This is a genomic window from Paenibacillus sp. BJ-4, from assembly GCF_020404765.1.
In the GTDB taxonomy this organism is placed as follows: domain Bacteria; phylum Bacillota; class Bacilli; order Paenibacillales; family Paenibacillaceae; genus Paenibacillus.
The window spans coordinates 86,031-104,592 of sequence record NZ_JAIVEM010000005.1 but is presented as its reverse complement, the minus strand read 5'-3'; the positions used below and the strand labels follow the sequence as shown (position 1 = coordinate 104,592).

19 protein-coding genes and 1 riboswitch are annotated in these 18,562 nt (G+C 47.6%); of the genes, 1 reads left to right on the top strand and 18 read right to left on the bottom strand.

What is annotated here, in order from left to right; all coding sequences use genetic code 11:
• Window positions 1-104: 104 nt before the first annotated feature.
• The 6 genes from LCF57_RS01005 to LCF57_RS00980 all read right to left on the bottom strand — a co-directional run bounded on the left by LCF57_RS01005 (window position 105) and on the right by LCF57_RS00980 (window position 5,840).
• Window positions 105-1,565: an ATP-binding protein gene (locus LCF57_RS01005; protein WP_225999050.1), complete on the bottom strand. Its 1,461-nt coding sequence runs from the start codon at window positions 1,563-1,565 to the stop codon at window positions 105-107.
• Between the two features lies 1 nt (window position 1,566).
• Window positions 1,567-2,283 (bottom strand): response regulator transcription factor, encoded by a 717-nt coding sequence (locus LCF57_RS01000; RefSeq protein WP_225999049.1) that lies wholly within the window; start codon window positions 2,281-2,283, stop codon window positions 1,567-1,569.
• 109 nt (window positions 2,284-2,392) lie between these two features.
• Window positions 2,393-3,151: a pseudouridine synthase gene (locus LCF57_RS00995; RefSeq protein WP_025721016.1), complete on the bottom strand. Its 759-nt coding sequence runs from the start codon at window positions 3,149-3,151 to the stop codon at window positions 2,393-2,395.
• Window positions 3,152-3,229: 78 nt separating this feature from the next.
• Window positions 3,230-3,760 (bottom strand): spore maturation protein, encoded by a 531-nt coding sequence (locus LCF57_RS00990; protein ID WP_225999048.1) that lies wholly within the window; start codon window positions 3,758-3,760, stop codon window positions 3,230-3,232.
• 7 nt (window positions 3,761-3,767) lie between these two features.
• Complete coding sequence (locus tag LCF57_RS00985; protein WP_225999047.1) at window positions 3,768-4,511, bottom strand: nucleoside recognition domain-containing protein; 744 nt, start codon at window positions 4,509-4,511, stop codon at window positions 3,768-3,770.
• A 66-nt stretch (window positions 4,512-4,577) separates the two neighbouring features.
• Window positions 4,578-5,840, bottom strand: coding sequence for a D-alanyl-D-alanine carboxypeptidase family protein (locus LCF57_RS00980; protein WP_225999046.1), 1,263 nt, complete (start codon window positions 5,838-5,840; stop codon window positions 4,578-4,580).
• 195 nt (window positions 5,841-6,035) lie between these two features.
• Between LCF57_RS00980 and LCF57_RS00975 the strand changes: the two genes are divergently transcribed.
• Window positions 6,036-6,758, top strand: a complete 723-nt coding sequence (locus LCF57_RS00975; protein WP_225999045.1) for a protein-glutamine gamma-glutamyltransferase — start codon at window positions 6,036-6,038, stop codon at window positions 6,756-6,758.
• Between the two features lie 87 nt (window positions 6,759-6,845).
• Here LCF57_RS00975 and ytfJ read toward each other — a convergent pair whose 3' ends face one another.
• From ytfJ to lysA, 12 genes are all read right to left on the bottom strand, one after another.
• The gene (gene ytfJ, locus LCF57_RS00970) at window positions 6,846-7,337 is read right to left on the bottom strand and encodes a GerW family sporulation protein (RefSeq protein ID WP_225999044.1); all 492 of its coding nucleotides are present in this window, start codon (window positions 7,335-7,337) and stop codon (window positions 6,846-6,848) included.
• A gap of 84 nt (window positions 7,338-7,421) precedes the next feature.
• Window positions 7,422-8,123 (bottom strand): DUF2953 domain-containing protein, encoded by a 702-nt coding sequence (locus LCF57_RS00965; RefSeq protein ID WP_225999043.1) that lies wholly within the window; start codon window positions 8,121-8,123, stop codon window positions 7,422-7,424.
• A 131-nt stretch (window positions 8,124-8,254) separates the two neighbouring features.
• Window positions 8,255-8,863 (bottom strand): SMC-Scp complex subunit ScpB, encoded by a 609-nt coding sequence (gene scpB / locus LCF57_RS00960; protein WP_225999042.1) that lies wholly within the window; start codon window positions 8,861-8,863, stop codon window positions 8,255-8,257.
• Window positions 8,832-9,626: a segregation and condensation protein A gene (locus LCF57_RS00955; RefSeq protein WP_225999041.1), complete on the bottom strand. Its 795-nt coding sequence runs from the start codon at window positions 9,624-9,626 to the stop codon at window positions 8,832-8,834. The genes scpB and LCF57_RS00955 overlap by 32 nt, the downstream gene beginning before the upstream one ends.
• A gap of 172 nt (window positions 9,627-9,798) precedes the next feature.
• Complete coding sequence (gene ribE / locus LCF57_RS00950; protein WP_007430874.1) at window positions 9,799-10,263, bottom strand: 6,7-dimethyl-8-ribityllumazine synthase; 465 nt, start codon at window positions 10,261-10,263, stop codon at window positions 9,799-9,801.
• 28 nt (window positions 10,264-10,291) lie between these two features.
• On the bottom strand, window positions 10,292-10,975 hold the full coding sequence (gene ribB / locus LCF57_RS00945) for a 3,4-dihydroxy-2-butanone-4-phosphate synthase (RefSeq protein WP_318840567.1): 684 nt from the start codon (window positions 10,973-10,975) through the stop codon (window positions 10,292-10,294).
• Between the two features lie 59 nt (window positions 10,976-11,034).
• Window positions 11,035-11,700, bottom strand: coding sequence for a riboflavin synthase (gene ribE, locus LCF57_RS00940; RefSeq protein ID WP_225999177.1), 666 nt, complete (start codon window positions 11,698-11,700; stop codon window positions 11,035-11,037).
• A gap of 328 nt (window positions 11,701-12,028) precedes the next feature.
• Window positions 12,029-12,201: riboswitch (FMN riboswitch) on the bottom strand.
• Between the two features lie 68 nt (window positions 12,202-12,269).
• The gene (locus LCF57_RS00935; RefSeq protein WP_225999040.1) at window positions 12,270-12,737 is read right to left on the bottom strand and encodes an IDEAL domain-containing protein; all 468 of its coding nucleotides are present in this window, start codon (window positions 12,735-12,737) and stop codon (window positions 12,270-12,272) included.
• A gap of 222 nt (window positions 12,738-12,959) precedes the next feature.
• Complete coding sequence (locus tag LCF57_RS00930) at window positions 12,960-15,248, bottom strand: thiamine pyrophosphate-dependent enzyme (RefSeq protein WP_225999039.1); 2,289 nt, start codon at window positions 15,246-15,248, stop codon at window positions 12,960-12,962.
• Complete coding sequence (locus LCF57_RS00925; protein WP_225999038.1) at window positions 15,248-16,261, bottom strand: 2-oxoacid:acceptor oxidoreductase family protein; 1,014 nt, start codon at window positions 16,259-16,261, stop codon at window positions 15,248-15,250. The genes LCF57_RS00930 and LCF57_RS00925 overlap by 1 nt, the downstream gene beginning before the upstream one ends.
• A gap of 246 nt (window positions 16,262-16,507) precedes the next feature.
• On the bottom strand, window positions 16,508-16,942 hold the full coding sequence (locus tag LCF57_RS00920; RefSeq protein WP_225999037.1) for a peptidylprolyl isomerase: 435 nt from the start codon (window positions 16,940-16,942) through the stop codon (window positions 16,508-16,510).
• 160 nt (window positions 16,943-17,102) lie between these two features.
• Entirely contained in the window at window positions 17,103-18,470 is a 1,368-nt protein-coding gene (gene lysA / locus LCF57_RS00915; protein WP_225999036.1) for a diaminopimelate decarboxylase, read from the bottom strand.
• Window positions 18,471-18,562: the final 92 nt, after the last annotated feature.

Here is an 18,562-nt window from a genome sequence, read left to right as displayed (position 1 = left end):
AAACATCTATCCTGATGCTGATGTTCCACGTTGAACAAGATAAATGTTGATTTTTCAACAAAAAGCACCCTCTTCCGAGGATGCTTTCGAACTGGTTATTTTAGCTAAATCGACTTAGTCTGTGACAAAGCCTGACTTTGTTTTTTTGGAATCGGCAGCAGAATCGTGAACTCTGTCCCTTCTCCCAAAACACTGGCAGCCGAGACAGAGCCTCCGTGAGCCTCTACAATATTTTTGACAATAGCCAGTCCCAGGCCTGTGCCCTTGTCCTCGCCTCGCACTCTGGCCTTGTCAGCCTTGTAAAAACGGTCAAAAATATAAGGTAGGTCCTCGCTGGCGATACCCACACCTTCATCCTTAATCCGGATGCGCACAAGCTCATGCCGTTCTCCCAAAATTCGATCCGCCCCAATGGTAACCTTTTTCCCTTCGGGCGTATGCCTGAACGCGTTATCCAGCAAATTGGTCAGTACCTGCTCCAGCCGATCCTCATCCGCATCAGACAATAGCAACTGCTGGTCATGCTCATGATAATCAAGAGTCAGCCCCCGTTCCTTCGAGCGTACCGTAAATTTACGGTGAACACGCTCAATCAGTTCGTTCACATTCACTTCCTGACGATGCATGTCTGTATGACCTGCCTCCATTCGAGCCAGATCAAGCAGATCCTTAACCAGCCTTCCCATGCGCAGTGATTCATCATGGATGACTTGAACCAGCTCCTCCGATTCCTCCGGTGAACCAGCCATACCATCAAGCAACGCTTCACTGTAGCCCTGCATCATGGATAATGGTGTACGGATTTCATGAGATACATTGGCGACAAAGTCGCTTCTCATCTTCTCCAGCTTCACTTCTTCCGTGATATCCCTGAGCACAGCTACCGCGCCGCGAATTACATTATCTGTGTACAGAGGCGCCATCTGTACCGACCAGGAGCCCTTCTTTACATGAATATGGTCTCCGACGTCCTCTCCTTTGTCCATAACCGTATGAAACAGTGGCAGCAACGGGTCTGGCACAGATGCCCCGAACTCCTCCTGATCATGTTCTTGCCATTCCAGCTCTTTCCAGCTATCCAGCAGATTTTGAGCAGGCGGATTCGTCAAAATAATTTGCCCGCTTCTGTCAAAAGTAATTACAGCGTCAGACATGCTTCGCAGCACACTGGATAGATGGTTTTTCTCCTCATTCAGACTGCGGATCGTCGCTTCCAGTTCCGTAGACATGTGATTAAAAGTTTTCGCCAGCTCCCCGATCTCATCACTGGTCACCAGTGAAAGCCGCGTATCATACTTTCCCTCACGAATGGCATTCGCCGCCTGAATCAACAGCTGCATAGGCTGTGTGATTTTAGTAAAAAGAAATAAAGCAAAAAAGGTCGTTAATAAAAATCCGACAATACATGTATAAGTGAACAAATGCTTGATTTCCGTCGATTCGTACGCCGCAAAATTCCTGTTGATATACGGCAACAAAAAAAGTCCCAGAAAAATAAGCACAGAGCCTACAAGGCAAATGATGGTGATCCACAGCTTGCCTACCAGCGATCTCCAAAAGTTCACGTTATTTTGGAACCTCCAGTTTATAGCCCACACCCCAAACCGTTGTAATCATAGCCGCTGCCTCTGGGGATACCTTATTCAGTTTTTCACGAAGCCGCTTCACATGCGTATCGACGGTACGCAGATCACCAAAAAATTCATAATTCCATACATCTTTCAGCAGCTCTTCGCGCGAGAAGACCTTATCCGGCGACACTGCCAAATAGTGCAACAGCTCGTATTCCTTAGGTGTGAGACTGATCTCAATTCCGCCTGCACTTACCCGGTGTGCATCATGCTCAATAATAAGATGGGGAAAAACAATGCTATTGCTTGGTACCGTCTCCTTGGTTAGAAAGGCAGTTTCCGAAGAACGGCGCAAAATCGCCTTAACCCGATAAATGACTTCCCGTGGACTAAAAGGCTTAACCACATAATCATCAGCCCCAACTTCAAAGCCCTGTACACGGTTTACCTCTTCGCCTTTGGCGGTCAGCATAATCACAGGCGTTGCCTTGGTCTGACGCAGGCGTGTACATACTTCAATCCCATCCATGCCCGGAAGCATTACATCAAGCAAAATAATACTGTAATCGCTTGCAGTCGCTTTTTGGAGAGCCATCTCTCCATCCTCGGCTTCATCAATTTCATAACCTTCTTTTTCCAGATACATCCGCAAAAGGCGGCGAATGCGTTCTTCATCATCTACAATTAATATGCGGTTGCTATGTTCTGACATATTCCCAGCCCCTTCGCTAAAAAAAGCATTCTCTCTATTTTACTATTTTCCCGTGCGCGGTCAAACTTTACTCTTGTTCAACAGTCTCTTTACACCAAAAAGGCCGGGGTTATGACCCCCGTCCTGTCCGTTTCTTTTTCGTGTTGTCTGATTTGGCAAGTTGAATGAGACGGTTGATTTCGTCCTTGGTGAGGGGTCTGGTCAGACCACGCTTCAAGTTTTGCAGCAAAAGATCACCGAAGGCAATCCGTTTGAGTCTGATAACCGGGTGTGAAATAGCCTCAAACATCCGTCTTACCTGACGATTTCTGCCTTCATAAATGGTAATTTGGATTACTGACTCCTTACCATCCGGGTCTACATCTTTATATTCGACCTCGGCCGGTGCAGTAATGCCATCTTCCAGCACGATCCCTTTTTTCAGCTTGTCCAGCTCAGTACCATGCGGAACGCCTTTGACAGTAGCTACATATGTCTTGGGCACATGATGCTTGGGATGGGTAAGCAAATTAGCAAACTCGCCGTCATTGGTAAGTAACAGCAGTCCTTCCGTATCGTAATCCAGACGACCTACCGGATATACACGTTCCTTAACACCTTTCAGGTAGTCAGACACAATTTTTCGGCCTTCCGGATCGGAGGCACTCGTAATAACCCCTTTAGGTTTGTTCATCATCAGATAGATTTTTTTCTCGGTTTTAATCGGTCTACCCTTTACCGTAATTATATCCTGATCAGGGTCCGCCTTCGTTCCCAGCTCTGTTACGATAACCCCGTTCACTTCCACGCTGCCCGCCTGAATAAGCTCCTCACATTTCCGTCTGGACGCTACCCCGGCCTGAGCTAATATTTTCTGCAATCTTTCCATGTTCGCTAATTCACCTCATGCTAATGATACCCATCTACGAACAAAATCACAACCCCCGTTCAAAAAACGATAGAGGAATCAAAATACAAGCAGGCAAATGGCAATGGCTGCCACAAAACCAACCACGTCGGAAAATAGTCCTACCTTCAAAGCATATCGCCCATTGCGGATACCTACCGCACCAAAATATACAGTCAGTACATACAAAGTCGTGTCCGTGCTGCCCTGAATTGTGGAAGCGATCCGACCGATCATAGAGTCCGGGCCATAGGTACGAATCAGATCAGTCGTGAACGCAAGCGAACCGGTACCCGTCAATGGGCGGAGCAGACCTAAAGGCAGTACCTCACCGGGGACGCCCCAGCCTTTAATCCATGGTGTGACCCAGGATATTAAATAATCCAGAGCGCCGGACGCTCGAAAAATACTTATCGCTACCATCATGCCTACAAGATGAGGAATGATACTGATTGCGGTGGAGAAGCCGTCTTTGGCTCCATCCACAAAGGAATCGTAGACGGGTACCTTCTTGGCATATGCATATAAAGGAATAAAAGCGAGAATAACCGGAATGGCCCAAGTCGATACGAGATTAATAAAATGAAGCATGCCTCCCTCATCCTTTCCAAGTGGTATCCCTGCCCTTGGCAGCGGTGATTCCCGTCCGTGGAGTTGCAGGTGAAGATACAGGCGGTGCTGTCAAAGAGGACGCAGGTGTTGCCGTGGTTTGAGGAGGCTGTGGGCTCAATGGTGTCTGAGACGGCGGTTTCGCAGGGGGACGCCGTAGTTCTCGACTACGGTACCAACGATCTGCCGCAATCGCAGCAAAGGTCGCTATCGCGGTCGCCACCAGTGTCGTGCCGACGATTTCCGCCGGATGTGCGGAATGATAATTCAGCCGAATCGCGATCAATGTCGTGGGAATCAACGTAATACTGGCTGTATTTAACGCCAGTAACGTACACATAGCAGGAGTAGCGGTCTGCTTATCCGGGTTGAGCGTTTGCAGCTCCTGCATTGCCTTAATGCCCATTGGAGTCGCTGCATTTCCCAGGCCCAGCAGATTGGCGCTCATATTGGACAAAATGTAGCCCATAGCCGGATGATTACGCGGAACATCCGGGAACAAAAAAGCAACGAAAGGGGCGAGCAGCTTGGATATTTTCTGCAAGAGCCCGCCGTCTTCGGCTAGCCTCATCATACCCATCCAAAACACCAGCACGCTGATCAGTCCAAAGCACACCGTAACACCCGTGGCCGCCCCATCAAAAGCAGCCTTGGTCACCACTTCAATATTTCCCTGTGCTGCAGCAAATACAAATCCGATACAAATCAAAGCCACCCATATGAGATGAATCATGATTGATCCCTCCCTTTCGCCAATGATGTGACACATGTCGGTTCATAGCAGCAAGCCGGCTTGCCCCTATACTCCAAACAGATTTCTTATAATCGCACTCCATCCGCTCGTCCAGCTGGGTTGCTGAGTGCTGCTCACAGGAGCTTGATCAGTCGGAACCTCCTGTTGTAGCTGTATCGTACTTGGGTTCGGCAACTTGCTACCTTTCTCATATACAGGAACGGAACCGATCAGTTTGCCTTCCAGCAGAAACTCGACACGTCCCCGCAAACCAAAGGATACGTCCGCTCTGCTCGCAGAACGGGACTTTTTATACAGCACTAATCTTTTGTGCAGCTGAGTCTTCTCACCGTCGTGCAGAGGATAAGCAAAGCTCGCGCCCGTTAATAGCGGATAGCCATCAATCGGTTGTTGCTTGTCCGTAATTGGAATGAGTGGATAATATCGGAACCCGTAATCTAGCATACGGGCATGGTCATTCCAATCATCCCCGTCATTCAAGGTAACAGCCGCAAGCTGACGACCACCTCGCGTGGCCGAACTGACGAGACAGCGGAAGGCTTTCTTGGTAAAGCCAGTTTTTACTCCGTCAGCCCCTTCATAGAGCCGCAGCATTTTATTTTTGTTATGCCAAGAGTAATCCCAAGAATCGTTGGGATTCGGTGCTTTCTTCAATTCTGTCTTAACGATACGGGCAAAGGTCGGATTATGCAGCGCATAGGCGGTTAGCCGGGCCATATCATTCGCAGAGGAATAATGCCCTTCGACATCCAGTCCATGAGGATTAGCAAAATGCGTATGAGTTAGCCCAAGTTGAACCGCCTTTTCATTCATCAAATGAACGAATCCCTCTTCTGTCCCACCCACATGCTCGGCAATGGCAGAAGCGGCATCATTACCGGAACGGAGCATCAGACCGTACAACATATTCTCCAGTGTCATTTCTTCACCCATTCGCAGAAAAAGCGATGAACCTTCTTTGGCATACGCCGTCGGACTAACCTTTACCCGATCCTGTAAGCGCCCATGCTCAATAGCCACGATAGCAGTCATAATTTTGGTCAGACTGGCAATACGCAGCTCCCGGTCACCCTCGGCAGCATATATGATTCTTCCTGATGTGACATCAATTAAAGAGGAGGCCTGTGCATGCGTCTTTAATGCAGGCGGGGTCATTTCTGTCTTCATCGCTCCCTGAACGGGCTGTGGATTCAGCAAAACGAGCGGCAATGACACAATAAGCAGCAGTGCCAGCGGCAAAACAAAGGCGCGTGCTTTAGATAAAAGTTGGTTTTGGTCCGCGTGGATGTGTTGCTTCTTTTTAAACATTTGGATTCCTCCGGTTTTGAGCAAGTCTTGTACCATTCTATGTCCAAGCTGTTCAAAGTATGTCCACCTTTATAACAGAAAATTCCTTAACAAGATATGCCTAATCATGCAACTTACACTCCTGATCACATATATATAGTTGAGGATTTGCAAGATCCTAAAGTAGCTAAATGTTTAATTGGATGGGGGTACAGCATGCAGCGCCTACAGTTTGAAACGATCTTAAGATCCCGGATTGTAGAGTCCGCAGAAGCATTACATCGAAGCGGCGTATCCTTTGCCACTTTTGCGACCGCGCGTCGTAATCCGCAATTATGGGATTTGACGACAAAAGGTGGATTTCAGATCAAAGCAGGTGTTACTCCGGCGCAGGGGATCAGAGATATCTTTATAAATGGTCATCAATATGCCTTTGAATGTGCAACAGCTATGGTGATTGTACTGTACAAAGCAGTACTGGATTCCATTCTGGAAAGTGAATTTAACCGGATTTTTGCAGATATGCTGTTATATGACTGGCACTATGACAGTGATCTCAAGCTCATACAGGAGCAAGGAAGCCATAAAGCGTCTCCGGGCGATATCATGTATTTCAACAATCCGGATGTGTCACCCGAAACATTGGAGTGGAAAGGAGAAAATGTCGTTAAGCTGAAGGAAGACTTGTTTTATGGGCATGGGATCGGTATCTTGCCAGCAAAAGGCATTATTGATTCCCTCAATCAGCATCGTCGGCCAGAGGCTACAATATCTGCTTATATGACGGATGAAGTGATTTATCCGGACTTCATCTATTTATCCCAGTTTGCTCCTGAAGGAAACCGTGAAGTCGAACGATCGCTGTCTACTTCTTATCAACAGGAACATGGTCGGCGTGTTCATGCAGTCATTGGCGGAAGGCGGTATATTCGCGGATAGAAGCAAATGCAAACAAAAGGAAGGTATTCCTTAGCCCTTACTCGGCTTCGGGATACCCTCCTGAAAAACATCTTAGTTCAATAATCTTTACAAGTAAGCCGGACCAGAGTTACTATGATCTTGATTTGTAGTGACATCTACAGTTACCTTTGGATTTTGCTGATCGTTGCCTGCATTTTGGAAAATGGACTGTACCTTATCAATAAGGTAGGGGGTGGAATCGATTATCTTCTCAATCAGATGTGTTTGATTGTCCAAAGGAACGATTTGTGCTCCCTGTTTGCCAACAACCAGAAATGCAATCGGTTGAATAGATACACCGCCACCACTACCGCCACCAAACGGATGTCCTTCCTTCCCGCTATGATTTCCCGCTGCTGAGGAAGTATGGAGCGCCTCTTCATCTACATTAAAGTCACTTCCACCGGCTGCGAAGCCAAAACCCACCTTACTGATTGGTAAAATAACGGAACCATCGGGTGTTTCCACTGCTTCTCCGACAATCGTATTCACGTCTACCATGGCTTTGATGTTTTCCATCGCGGTTTGCATAAGCCCTTGAATCGGGTGATCTGACATGATTATTCCTCCTCTGCTTATCTCAAGCGTAGACTGCCTTTTCTTTCGCTATTGTGCGCAGAGCACTAAGAAAATATGTATCGCTCATCCCTCATGCTGAATGGGTTTCTTGGAAAAAACTCGTCTCCAAGCCTCCGGTCCACCCGGAACGCGCCATATACGATAAGCTAATATGAGCATGGAAAAAGATAAATATCCGAGCGATATATTTCCTTCACAGGTCAATGTGGTGGTAAAACGCAGGCGATCCGCCCAATAGGGTACAACAAACAGCTTAGGCGTACAGTTCATGCGTACAGAGCTGGATGCATAACCGATCAGCGTCGTTTTCAAGCCCCATAGAACACCCGTTGAGGTAGCCGTATAGGCAGCGTCAGCAAGACTGATATTGGTGGACCATTCCATTTTGGATATCGTCACATGGGCTAACGTATGCCGCAACCATCGGTGCAGGGCTTTCGTTCCTTTGAGTAAAACTCGTACATCGTGTATAAATTGCTTAATTTTATCTGCATTAATATTTCCACTATCCACGGAAGCATCGGTTTTATGTATGTTTTTGTTGCGGTCAAGCCGATAAAGAAGCCCTTTTTGCAAGCTTGCTATCAGAATAGCTGGAATATCATAATTGATTTTGATTAACCCGTACAGAAATCTGATCTCCAGATGCGCCCGATCATCATTGTCATGCTTGGCAATATCCAGCTTCCACCGGATACGAGAGAGCAAAACAGCCAGCACAAGTAATATGATGACGATGATGGCGATACCGATCCATTTCCACACTGGCGAGTCCTCCCTACCTTTTTCTATGGATATACCATGGTAAAAATAGTATGGCTCTTCGCCAGAAAATCATGCATCCTAAATACCAAACAGCCAGTCCCCTAGACGAGAACTGGCTGTTTCCTTCTTTATCAGGCTTCAAGATTTGGATCGTTTGCTGCAGGCTGACTGCTCTCCAGACGCTCGAATAATAATTGTGTTTCTTCCTCCAAATTGTCCGAATCCTCGAATATCTCCGGTTGGGGTAGATCTGCGAGAGAGCCTAGACCGAAATAATCCAAAAATGATTTCGTCGTTCCGTACAATATCGGCCGACCAATGGCTTCAGCGCGACCTTTTTCCTCAATAAGCTCCTTGTTGACCAGTGTATGTATGGCCCGCTCGGATTTGACGCCCCGAATATCTTCGATTTCGACTCTTGTAATGGGCTGGCGATAGGCCACAATGGCCAGTGTTTCTAAAGCCGCTTGAGACAGTGAGGCACGTGCCGGAGAGTAGGCGAGCTTTTCAAAATAGGGTGCATGCTCAGGTAATGTTGCAAGTTGATAATTCCCGGCGATACGGACAAGTTGTAGACCTCTTCCTCCCTGCTCCATGTCCTGCTTCATATCCTCCAGACTTTTTTCAACCAGCTCTTGCTGCTGCTCTACAATGTCGGCGATCTGCTTGGCGGACAATCCTTCCTCTCCCGCGAGAAACAACAGTCCCTCAATAATTGATTTCAGCTTCAGATAGTCCATTAACCCGTAAATCCCCTCTCCACTCCATTACAATATCATCGAAAATCTTCTCCTGATAACAGAAAATTTGCTTCATTTTCATCAGTTCGAGAATAGCCAAAAAGGTTACTACCACTTCATGCCGATACATATCCTCATGCATCAGCTTGGAGAACAAAAACCGCCCCCCTGTCCCCAGTCCCTCTAACACCCCGACAACCTGTCGGATTCGGTCCTTGACTGAAATTTCATCCCGGTGGACACGGGTTACCGTCGTACGTCGCTCTGCTTTACGCAATGCACGCTGAAAGGCTGCGACCAAATCGCTCGTATGTAGCCCGTGCACAGGATTTACGGGTTCGGCGGGCAGGAATGTACTCAGATCTTCCGGCTCTTTACCGTAAATCAGACTCCGTTCCCATTCACGTTCACTCAGATGGCGAGCAATCCCTTTATATTTACGGTACTCCACCAGCTTGCGAACCAGTTCCTCGCGCGGATCATAATCCTCTTCTTCATAAAAGTCCAAATCGTCATATTCCATCACAGGTGGTTTGGGAAGCAGCAATTTACTCTTAATCGATAAGAGTGTCGCCGCCATCACCAGAAACTCGCTCGTAATGTCCAGTTCCAGCTCCTGCATACTGTGCAAAAAAGCCATATACTGATCTGTAATATCACTAATCGGGATATCCTGAATGTCGATCTCGGCTTTATCAATCAGATGCAAAAGCAGATCCAGCGGACCTTCGAATGTTTCCAGCTTGTAATTTACGACTGTCAATGTGCTTCCCCCTGCCTTACTCCAATCATCATTCAACAATACCTTTCCCCATAGCACTTATGCTCTACGTTATCAATCCCTCTTTCTGTAGTATATACGCCATCGCCTTGCTTAACAATCCAATCCCTTTTCGCTTAGAAATTATGCCGTTCTTATTCAGTGGCTCATATCATTAAAATTGCTTGCCCAAGTTCGCCATTTCAATTGCAGCCAGTGCAGAATCCCAACCCTTATTACCAGCCTTCGTTCCTGCACGCTCAATAGCTTGCTCAATATTTTCCGTAGTCACAACGCCGAAAATAACGGGTACGCCCGTTTTCAGATTGATTGCTGCCACTCCCTTGGCCACTTCGTTGCAGACAATATCATAATGTGAAGTAGAACCACGGATCACGGTGCCCAGTGTAATAACAGCATCATATTTGCCGCTAGCAGCCATTTTTTGTGCGATCAATGAAATTTCAAAAGCACCAGGAACCCAGGCCACATCAATCTCATCTTCCTGTACCCCGTGTCGTTGGAGTGCGTCAATTGCACCACTTAACAGCTTGCTCGTAATAAATTCATTAAATCTTCCTACCACAATACCATATTTTAAACCATCCGATACAAGATTACCTTCCAGAAAACGTGCCATGCTTATCAACCTCTCTTTTTTAAATTATTTACAACAATAAACGACGACGGTAGTCAATTAAATCCTGAATACTGATCAGCTTCAGCTCATACTGCTTGGCGATCACCACCAAATCTGGCAGACGGGCCATTGAGCCATCTTCCTTTATAATTTCGCAAATGACTCCGGCGGGCTTGAAGCCGCTGAGTCGGGCCAGATCGACTGCTGCTTCTGTATGGCCTGCACGCTGCAAAACACCGCCATCACGCGCAATCAGCGGAAACATGTGACCAGGCTTGCGGAAATCGCCTGCTACGACTGTTTCATCGGCCAAGGCGCGTACGGTCAAGGAACGCTCGGCTGCCGAAATACCTGTTGTTGTCTTCATATGATCAACCGACACGGTAAAGGCTGTGCCGTGGAAATCTGTATTCTGCTTCACCATTGGTTGCAATTCCAACGCCTCGGCTCTTTGCTGTGTAATCGGCACGCAGACCAACCCGCGACCTACAGTGATCATGAAATTAATGACCTCGGGAGTTGCCTTTTCAGCCAAAGCAATAAAATCACCTTCATTTTCGCGCTGTTCATCATCCACTACGATAACGACTTTACCGTTCTTCAAATCCTCCAGCGCTTCTTCGATGGAATCCAGACGAATCTCTTCGTCCAGCTCCACCCCATCGTGCTCCACTACTTCAGTCGTTGCACTTGTTTGACTTCCTATATCCATAGCACTGTCCTCCTTATTTCTTGTGCTTAAGTGCTCCGCAACCGATTTACCATTCCATATCAGGCAAAGCCGTGCTTCGCCAAGTAGTCCAGACTTATAGGAGCTTTTTCTGCTCCCTCCGTCGCCGCTGAGCCTCTGTAATTCAAAAGCTGTTCCACATATTTGCCCAATATGTCGCATTCAATATTGACGGTGTCTCCCTCACGTTTGGCTTGTAAGGCTGTCTCGGATAAGGTATGGGGGATAATGGATACGGCAAAGGTATCTCCTGTACGCTGCGCGACTGTGAGGCTGATGCCATCAATGGTGATCGAACCTTTGAGAAGAATATATTTAAATAATGCTTGATTAGAAGGCGCAACTTCGAACACAACCGCATTCTGGTCAGATGTCACCCGGCGAATCGTACCCGTCCCGTCTACATGTCCCTGTACAATATGTCCTCCGAACCTTCCATTCGCCGCCATCGCCCGTTCCAGATTGACTCGGCTACCGGACTTGAGTTCTCTCAGATTGCTGCTGCGAAAGGTTTCCGGCATGACATCAACCTTAAAATCCTTAACCCCGATCTGTATCGCCGTCAGACAAACACCATTCACGGAAACACTATCTCCTATTTTCAAATCGCCTAAGACGACGGAGCCCTCAATGCCCAGTACCATCGCTTCTCCGCTTTTGGAAATCGTTTGAATGCGTCCCACTTCCTCGACCAACCCGGTAAACATACCTTCACTCCTTCCCATCTCGTTTCAGTTTATCCCTAATTCATCAGTCGTAAGCGCAAAAAACCCCCAGTACGGAATCTATCCGTCATGGGGGTGATGAGAGTCAAATTTACAGTATACAAGCGCAATCCATATGCATGCTGAAATCTCACGAATAATACGTATGCCAATAGAAAGCATGACTACGATACAACCCAATGCGTTTTGAACAACTACGGAAAAGAAAGCTTAAAAAGCCGTCGCCCGATGCTGCCCTACAACGAAATAAGCCGTACGTACCTTTACGTATGCTAAAAATCGGCACATGTCACGTCATGCACATGCGCTCCGTATCCTTCTCCCATCCAGACTATACTGTCGGTCCCGGAATTGCACCAGGTCCACCTTCTGCTGATCGTTCAGCATCCGGGTCACGGACTAAGTCGTGCTGTTATCACAAAAGCAATCCACAAGCACGTCATCACCGTCGGTGGGGAATTTCACCCCGCCCCGAAGGATCTTGCTCTTATTCAATTGAATTAACATTAAACTTGTTACGTATATTAGCACCGACTTCTAAAAAAAGCAAGTTATCGGATAGACGCTCCTGCTTTTGTTTTAACATATTGGCTGGAGAGTTCTTCAAACCAGGTTTTATCATTCATATGAAGCGCCAGATCAATCAGATCAGCCAGTTCTTCCAGGCCAAGCTGTGTAACATGGTCAAAGGTAATAACCGCCGAAGCCGTAGGTCCGTGGCCACCTTCAGAGCTTGCGTCATAATCCAAACGTACCTCAACATGCCCGTCAATAAACTCACATTTTAGAAAATAAATAATTTCACACATTAATATCGGACGCACCTGCGTTTCCAACACGCAATCCATCACCTTGGCGGAATAATGCTGATTAGTCAGCGTAAATTTATGTTCCGTCCCCGCCAGTGATGCCCGCCCAAAGTCATCTGTAAATTTCAGCTCCACGGGCTTAATGTTCATGACCTTGGGGATTTGCTTCTTTATAATTTCGATTATTTCAACTGTATTCAGCTTAATCATACCTGCACCTCATTGCATCTAAAAATTCAGAAGAAGACTGTTATTTATTCCTTTTCATATAGGCCTCCACTCCTATATCGGAAATCATTACCTGATTTTTTATGCTTCATCCCATAAACGACAAAAAAGATTCTTCACGCAACAAGCGCAAAGAATCTTTTTGGAATCGGTATCCATACATCTTCTAACAATATTTAAAATGGATTATGCAATGAACCGGATTTATAGCTCTGAAATTTCATGTTTCTTTTTCAATATGGTCCAGCGGCGTTCAATCTCCGCTTCAAAGGTAGCCAGCGTAGCTTCCTCTTTAAGTAAATGCTTCGTTTTCCCCATTAATTTCAGCCACTCTGCGGCTGGAATCCGTTTTCCCTTGTCTTCCGGATTGTACGTAATCGTCGTACTGCCTTGCTCAATTTCGTACAATGGGAAGAAGCACGACTCGACAGCGGCCCCTACAATGCTGGTGCCCAGCCGGTCTTCCGATTTCCAGTTCAACGGGCAGGCACACAGGATTTTGCCATAGGCCGTTCCCACATTATTCGCATACCATTGCGCCTTGGCCGCTTTACGCAGCATATCCTGCGGGTGGCTTTCAGCCGCCGTGAAGGCATATGGAATATTGCAGGCGGCCATGATTTGCACAGTGTCCTTGTGATGCCCTTGCTTGCCTTTTTGCATCTTCCCTACACCCGACGTACTGGTCATATGACCGACCGGAGTCGAATACGATTGCTGAGAGCCTGTGTTCATGTATCCCTCGTTATCATATTCCAGCATGATCAGCTTATGATTGCGCAGAGCCGCACCAATCGCGGAGCCCATGCCAATATCCATCCCGCCATCGCCACTGATCATAATAAAGGTCGGATCATCCGACATCTCAATCTCATTGCGGCGCTTCATCTCCAAGTAAGCTTCCAGTGCTCCCGAAAGTGTAGCTGCCCCATTTTGAAACAGGTTGTGGATCATCGGTTGCTTGTGTGATGTATAAGGATAACCTGTTGTGACCACATAGACGCAGCCTGTCTGGAACAATACAACAATATCGCCTTCAATTCCTTTGAAGAACAGTTCAAGCGCTGATAGTGCTCCGCAGCCCGGACAAGCCCCGTGACCCGGTGTAAGACGACGTGGTTTGGTCGTCAGCGAACGCAGCGGTGGTACCTTGACCTTGAGCTTTCCGGTCGCCTCGTCCGGCGTGACCTGAATCAGTCCCGTGCGGTACGCATCACCCCGTGGCGGCTGCATGACCTGCGGCATCACCTTATCCGGTGAACCCGGATGAATGCCGTAATAATCAAATGGCTTCTCCGCACGGCCGGCCTCTGCCGCCTCGACCGCCAGTTGGAAGAAAGCCTCTGCGTCTTCCGCATAAAAATCCTTACCGCCCAAGCCAAAGATACGGCATAACACAAGCGTCTGATTCAGCGGGTCCTCCTGCAGAGCCGCCTTGATTTCGTGCGTCAAATTACCGCCGTCAGCGCCGTACGAATCCGCACGCTCACCCACCACCAGCGCCTTGACATGGCGCAGTGCCTCACGCAGCTGCGCGGCCGGGAATGGCCGGATGATATTCGGACGAACGACTCCGGCCTTAATGCCCCGCTCGCGGAGCTGATCCACTACGTCCTTGGCCGATTCAGCCGCCGAATTCAACAGGAATACCGCAACCTCAGCATCTTCCATATGATAAAGATCCAAAATCGGATATTCCCGACCGGATAATGAGGCATATTCTGCCGCAACCTGCTCATATACTCCTTCAGAACGTCTTAATGCCTCAGACTGCTGAAAGTGATTGTTCGTCAGATCATCACCATTCATATGGGCGCCTACCGTAACCGGATGTTCAAAATCCAAAATATTCGCATAATTCAGGTTGGGATTCGGACCCACAAAATCCCGGACCGTCTCCGCATCGGCAAAATATTGCACTCTCCGCTTTTGATGTGACGTATAAAAACCGTCATAAGCAACCATCACTGGCAATCGGACATCGCTGTGCTCCGCAATTTTCAGCGCCATGATATTCATATCATATACAGCCTGCGGCGTGCTTGCCATCAAAATCACCCAGCCCGTATTCAGACCGTAGTACAGATCCGAATGATCCCCCCGGATATCCAGCGGGCCACTGACGGCACGTGTCACCAGATTCATAACCATAGGGAAACGGGTACCGGACTGAACAGGCAGCTGCTCCAGCATGTACAGAAAGCCCTGTGAGCTGGTGGCGTTTACCACTCTTGCACCCGCTGCTGCGGCACCATAGCATATCCCTGCCGATCCGTGTTCTCCATCCGCTGCGACCAGCTTGATGTTATGCTGACCTCTCGTTCTCATCTGATCCAGATACTGCGCCACCTCAGTCGACGGAGTGATTGGAAAATATCCCATCATATGATAATTGATTTGTGCAGCCGCTGTAGCTGCCATTTCATTACCGGATTCGAACGTCGTCACTTGTGCGGCGCCTGTTTGTTTGAGCTCCTCCTCCAGTTTCGCCATTACATACGACCTCCTTCATATACCGGAAATTGGTGAGCAACTCGATGCTGTTCCGCCCATCCCCATTGCTCGCGCCGCGAGCTTAATGCTCCCGAAGGGCAAATATCAACGCATTTCAGACATCCTTTGCAGTACTGGTAATCAATTCCTTGCAAAAATGGCATCATTCTGCCGCGTTTGTCTGCTTGCTCTTCCCATACAAAACAGTAATCCGGGCAAATCGAATCACATTTGGCACAATGAGTACATTTATCAGCTTCATATTCAGGCACATAACCTTGACGCGAACCACTAACATCCCTCGTCATACTGTTCCCCTGTGTGGCAATAATGCCCCCCGATGTTTGCGTTTCATAACCCAGCAAAGGCTGCGGTCGTTCAAAAACCCGATCCTGCGCGTCACTGGTAACTGGATATACGTGCAGCTCCATTTCGTCAAAACCACGGTTGAACGTGCGCAGATTAGGCTCTACCAGTTGCGGATTTTTCTTTTCAAAAGTACTGCGAATAACCGATCTCATCGCTTCCGGGTCCAAAAAATCACAGACACGGAACAAAGCGCCAAGCATAGACGTATTCAGCTTGGTTCGCTCCTCCAGTGCGATGCCCATCGCATCCACTACCGCCAGCGTACCGGATACCAGTCCCAAATCTGCCCGTATTTCTTCTGCCGGACGCGTAGAATTGACCACAACGATCCCATCGGCCGGAAGCCCGCTGATCACATTTACCGTTTTGTATAACGTTTCATGGAAAATGCCTACCACATGCGGTTGTTCGATCGGACTGTGATCACGGATGTCAACTCCTGGATCACAGAAGCGGACAAAGCTTTTAACCGGAGTTCCTTTCTTTTCTGAACCGTAGGACGAGAAATTTGAAGCATTCAACCCCAAACCAAGCACCCCGGTTTCGGCTAGCATTTTTCCAGCCAGATTAGCACCGAGTCCACCAATGGATTCCAGCCGGATTTCAAAAAATCCGAGTCGGTTTGTACGCGTTAAAATGGACAATGTGATAAGCCCCCTTCTTTTGCACCTTGACTGAGCTTAAATACTCATAAAAAATTAAAAAAATGCATTCTCATGAGAAGGCTATCATAACGCTTACTTTTCGAATGTGATCTTACTCACTTTAATAACTGCGTAATTGTGAAAATCAGTAAACCGTCAAACAAAAGACAACAAAAAGCCGTCCTGTCCAAAGACAGAACGGCCTACTTGTAACGCTATACAAGAAATCAGGTATTTAACGGCATTTTATGCGTCAAATACTTTAACCTCTTTCATTTTGTCGCCTTGTTTTACAGCATCAATAAATTCCATACCTTTGGTCACTTTACCAAATACAGTATGTACTCCATCCAAATGCGGTTGTGGAGCGTAGCAGATGAAAAATTGGCTGCCACCTGTGTTGCGGCCTGCATGTGCCATGGACAGAACGCCTTTGGCATGCTTTGTTGTATTCGTAGCTGTTTCACAGTTAATGGTGTATCCAGGGCCGCCTGTACCGTTGCCGATTGGACAACCGCCTTGAGCAACAAAGCCCGGAATGACACGGTGGAAGCTTAGACCGTTGTAAAAGCCGCTGTTAGCCAGCTTTTCAAAGTTAGCAACCGTATTGGGAGCTTCTTCCGGGAAAAAATCAATTTCGACGATACCGCCGTTTTCAAGATCTATTCTACCTTTTTTCATTGTTTGTATCTCCTTTTCAACCTGTTTTGAAAGCTAAATAACATCAAGTTTCAGTTTACTATGAATTGCTCAGCTTAGCAAAGCCTTGTCCAAAAAAAAGACCACTGTACCGGTATAATATCCCCGGCTCAATGGTCTGCTTACTCACACATATCAAAAATCAGGACGAAACGGTAATTTTGGCGCCCGGATGAACCGCTGAACTGGCTGACTCACGAACCAAGCGCTGCGGTACAACATCGTTTCGTACGATATCCTCGTAAGTTTCCCGACGCACCACCAGTTCGGCTTCGCCATTGTTAACGAATACCACCGCCGGGCGGCGTATCCGGTTATAATTACTTGCCATGGAGTAATTGTAGGCTCCGGTTGAGGCAACAGCGAGCAAATCCCCACTAATCGGGCGAGGCAGCTCCACATCCCAAATCAGCATATCGCCGCTCTCACAGCATTTGCCCGCAATCGATACGGTCTCTTCGTTCGCATCCTGCGCCCGATTCGCCAGCATCGCTTCATACTTGGCCTGATATAACGCCGGACGCGGATTATCCGTCATCCCGCCGTCTACCGAGACATATTTCCGTACCTCCGGGATATCTTTGATGCTTCCTACCGTGTATAAGGTTGTGCCCGAATCGCCCACAATACTGCGACCCGGCTCAATCCAAATTTCTGGAAGCTCATCATAGAGCCCGGAAAAATGGATTTTAACCGCTTCGCCGATAGCCTGTACATAAGTGGAGATTTTCAGCGGTGTGTCCTCTTCTGTGTATCGAATGCCAAATCCCCCACCCAGATTAATGACTTTGAAAGAAAACTGAAGCTGTTCCTTGATTTCTCTGGAAAAAGCGGCAACCCGTTCGGCAGCCATTTGGAAGCCGTTCACTTCAAAAATTTGCGAGCCGATATGGGAATGCACCCCTAGCAGATTCAGATGATCCAGCCCGATAGCCTTCTCCACCGCTTGGCGCGCTGTACCATTCGCAATATCAAAACCGAATTTAGAATCCTCCTGGCCTGTGGCCATATATTCGTGCGTGTGCGCTTCAACCCCAGGTGTAACCCGCAATAAAATATTTACCTGCTGTTTCCGCTCGGAGGCAAGGGCCTGCAGCAAATGAAGCTCCATCTCGCTATCGACCACGAAGCAGCCAATTTGCGCATCCAGCGCCATTTCAATTTCTTCCGGTGTTTTGTTGTTGCCGTGAAAATGGATTCTCTCTGCCGGAAATCCTGCTTGCAGCGCGGTGAACAGCTCTCCACTGGAAACAACGTCGAGCGACATCCCTTCTTCTGCTGCCAAAGCGCACATCGCCATTACGCAAAATGCTTTGCTTGCATAAGCAACTTGAAACTTCAACCCGGTTTCATAAAAAGCTTCTATAAACTCCCGGCAACGCCGGCGTACTAACTGTTCATCTACAATATATAGCGGTGTTCCAAAACGCTCCTTCAAAAGCGTTGTATCACATCCGCCAATCTCCAAATGTCCATTGCTGTTAATTTTACTGCTTCCATGCAAATACATGTTCTGGCGCCTCTCTTTCTGGAACAAGCTAGTCATATTCCATCGAATGTTTACACCAGTATAGCAAAAAAAACATCAAGAACAATGGATTT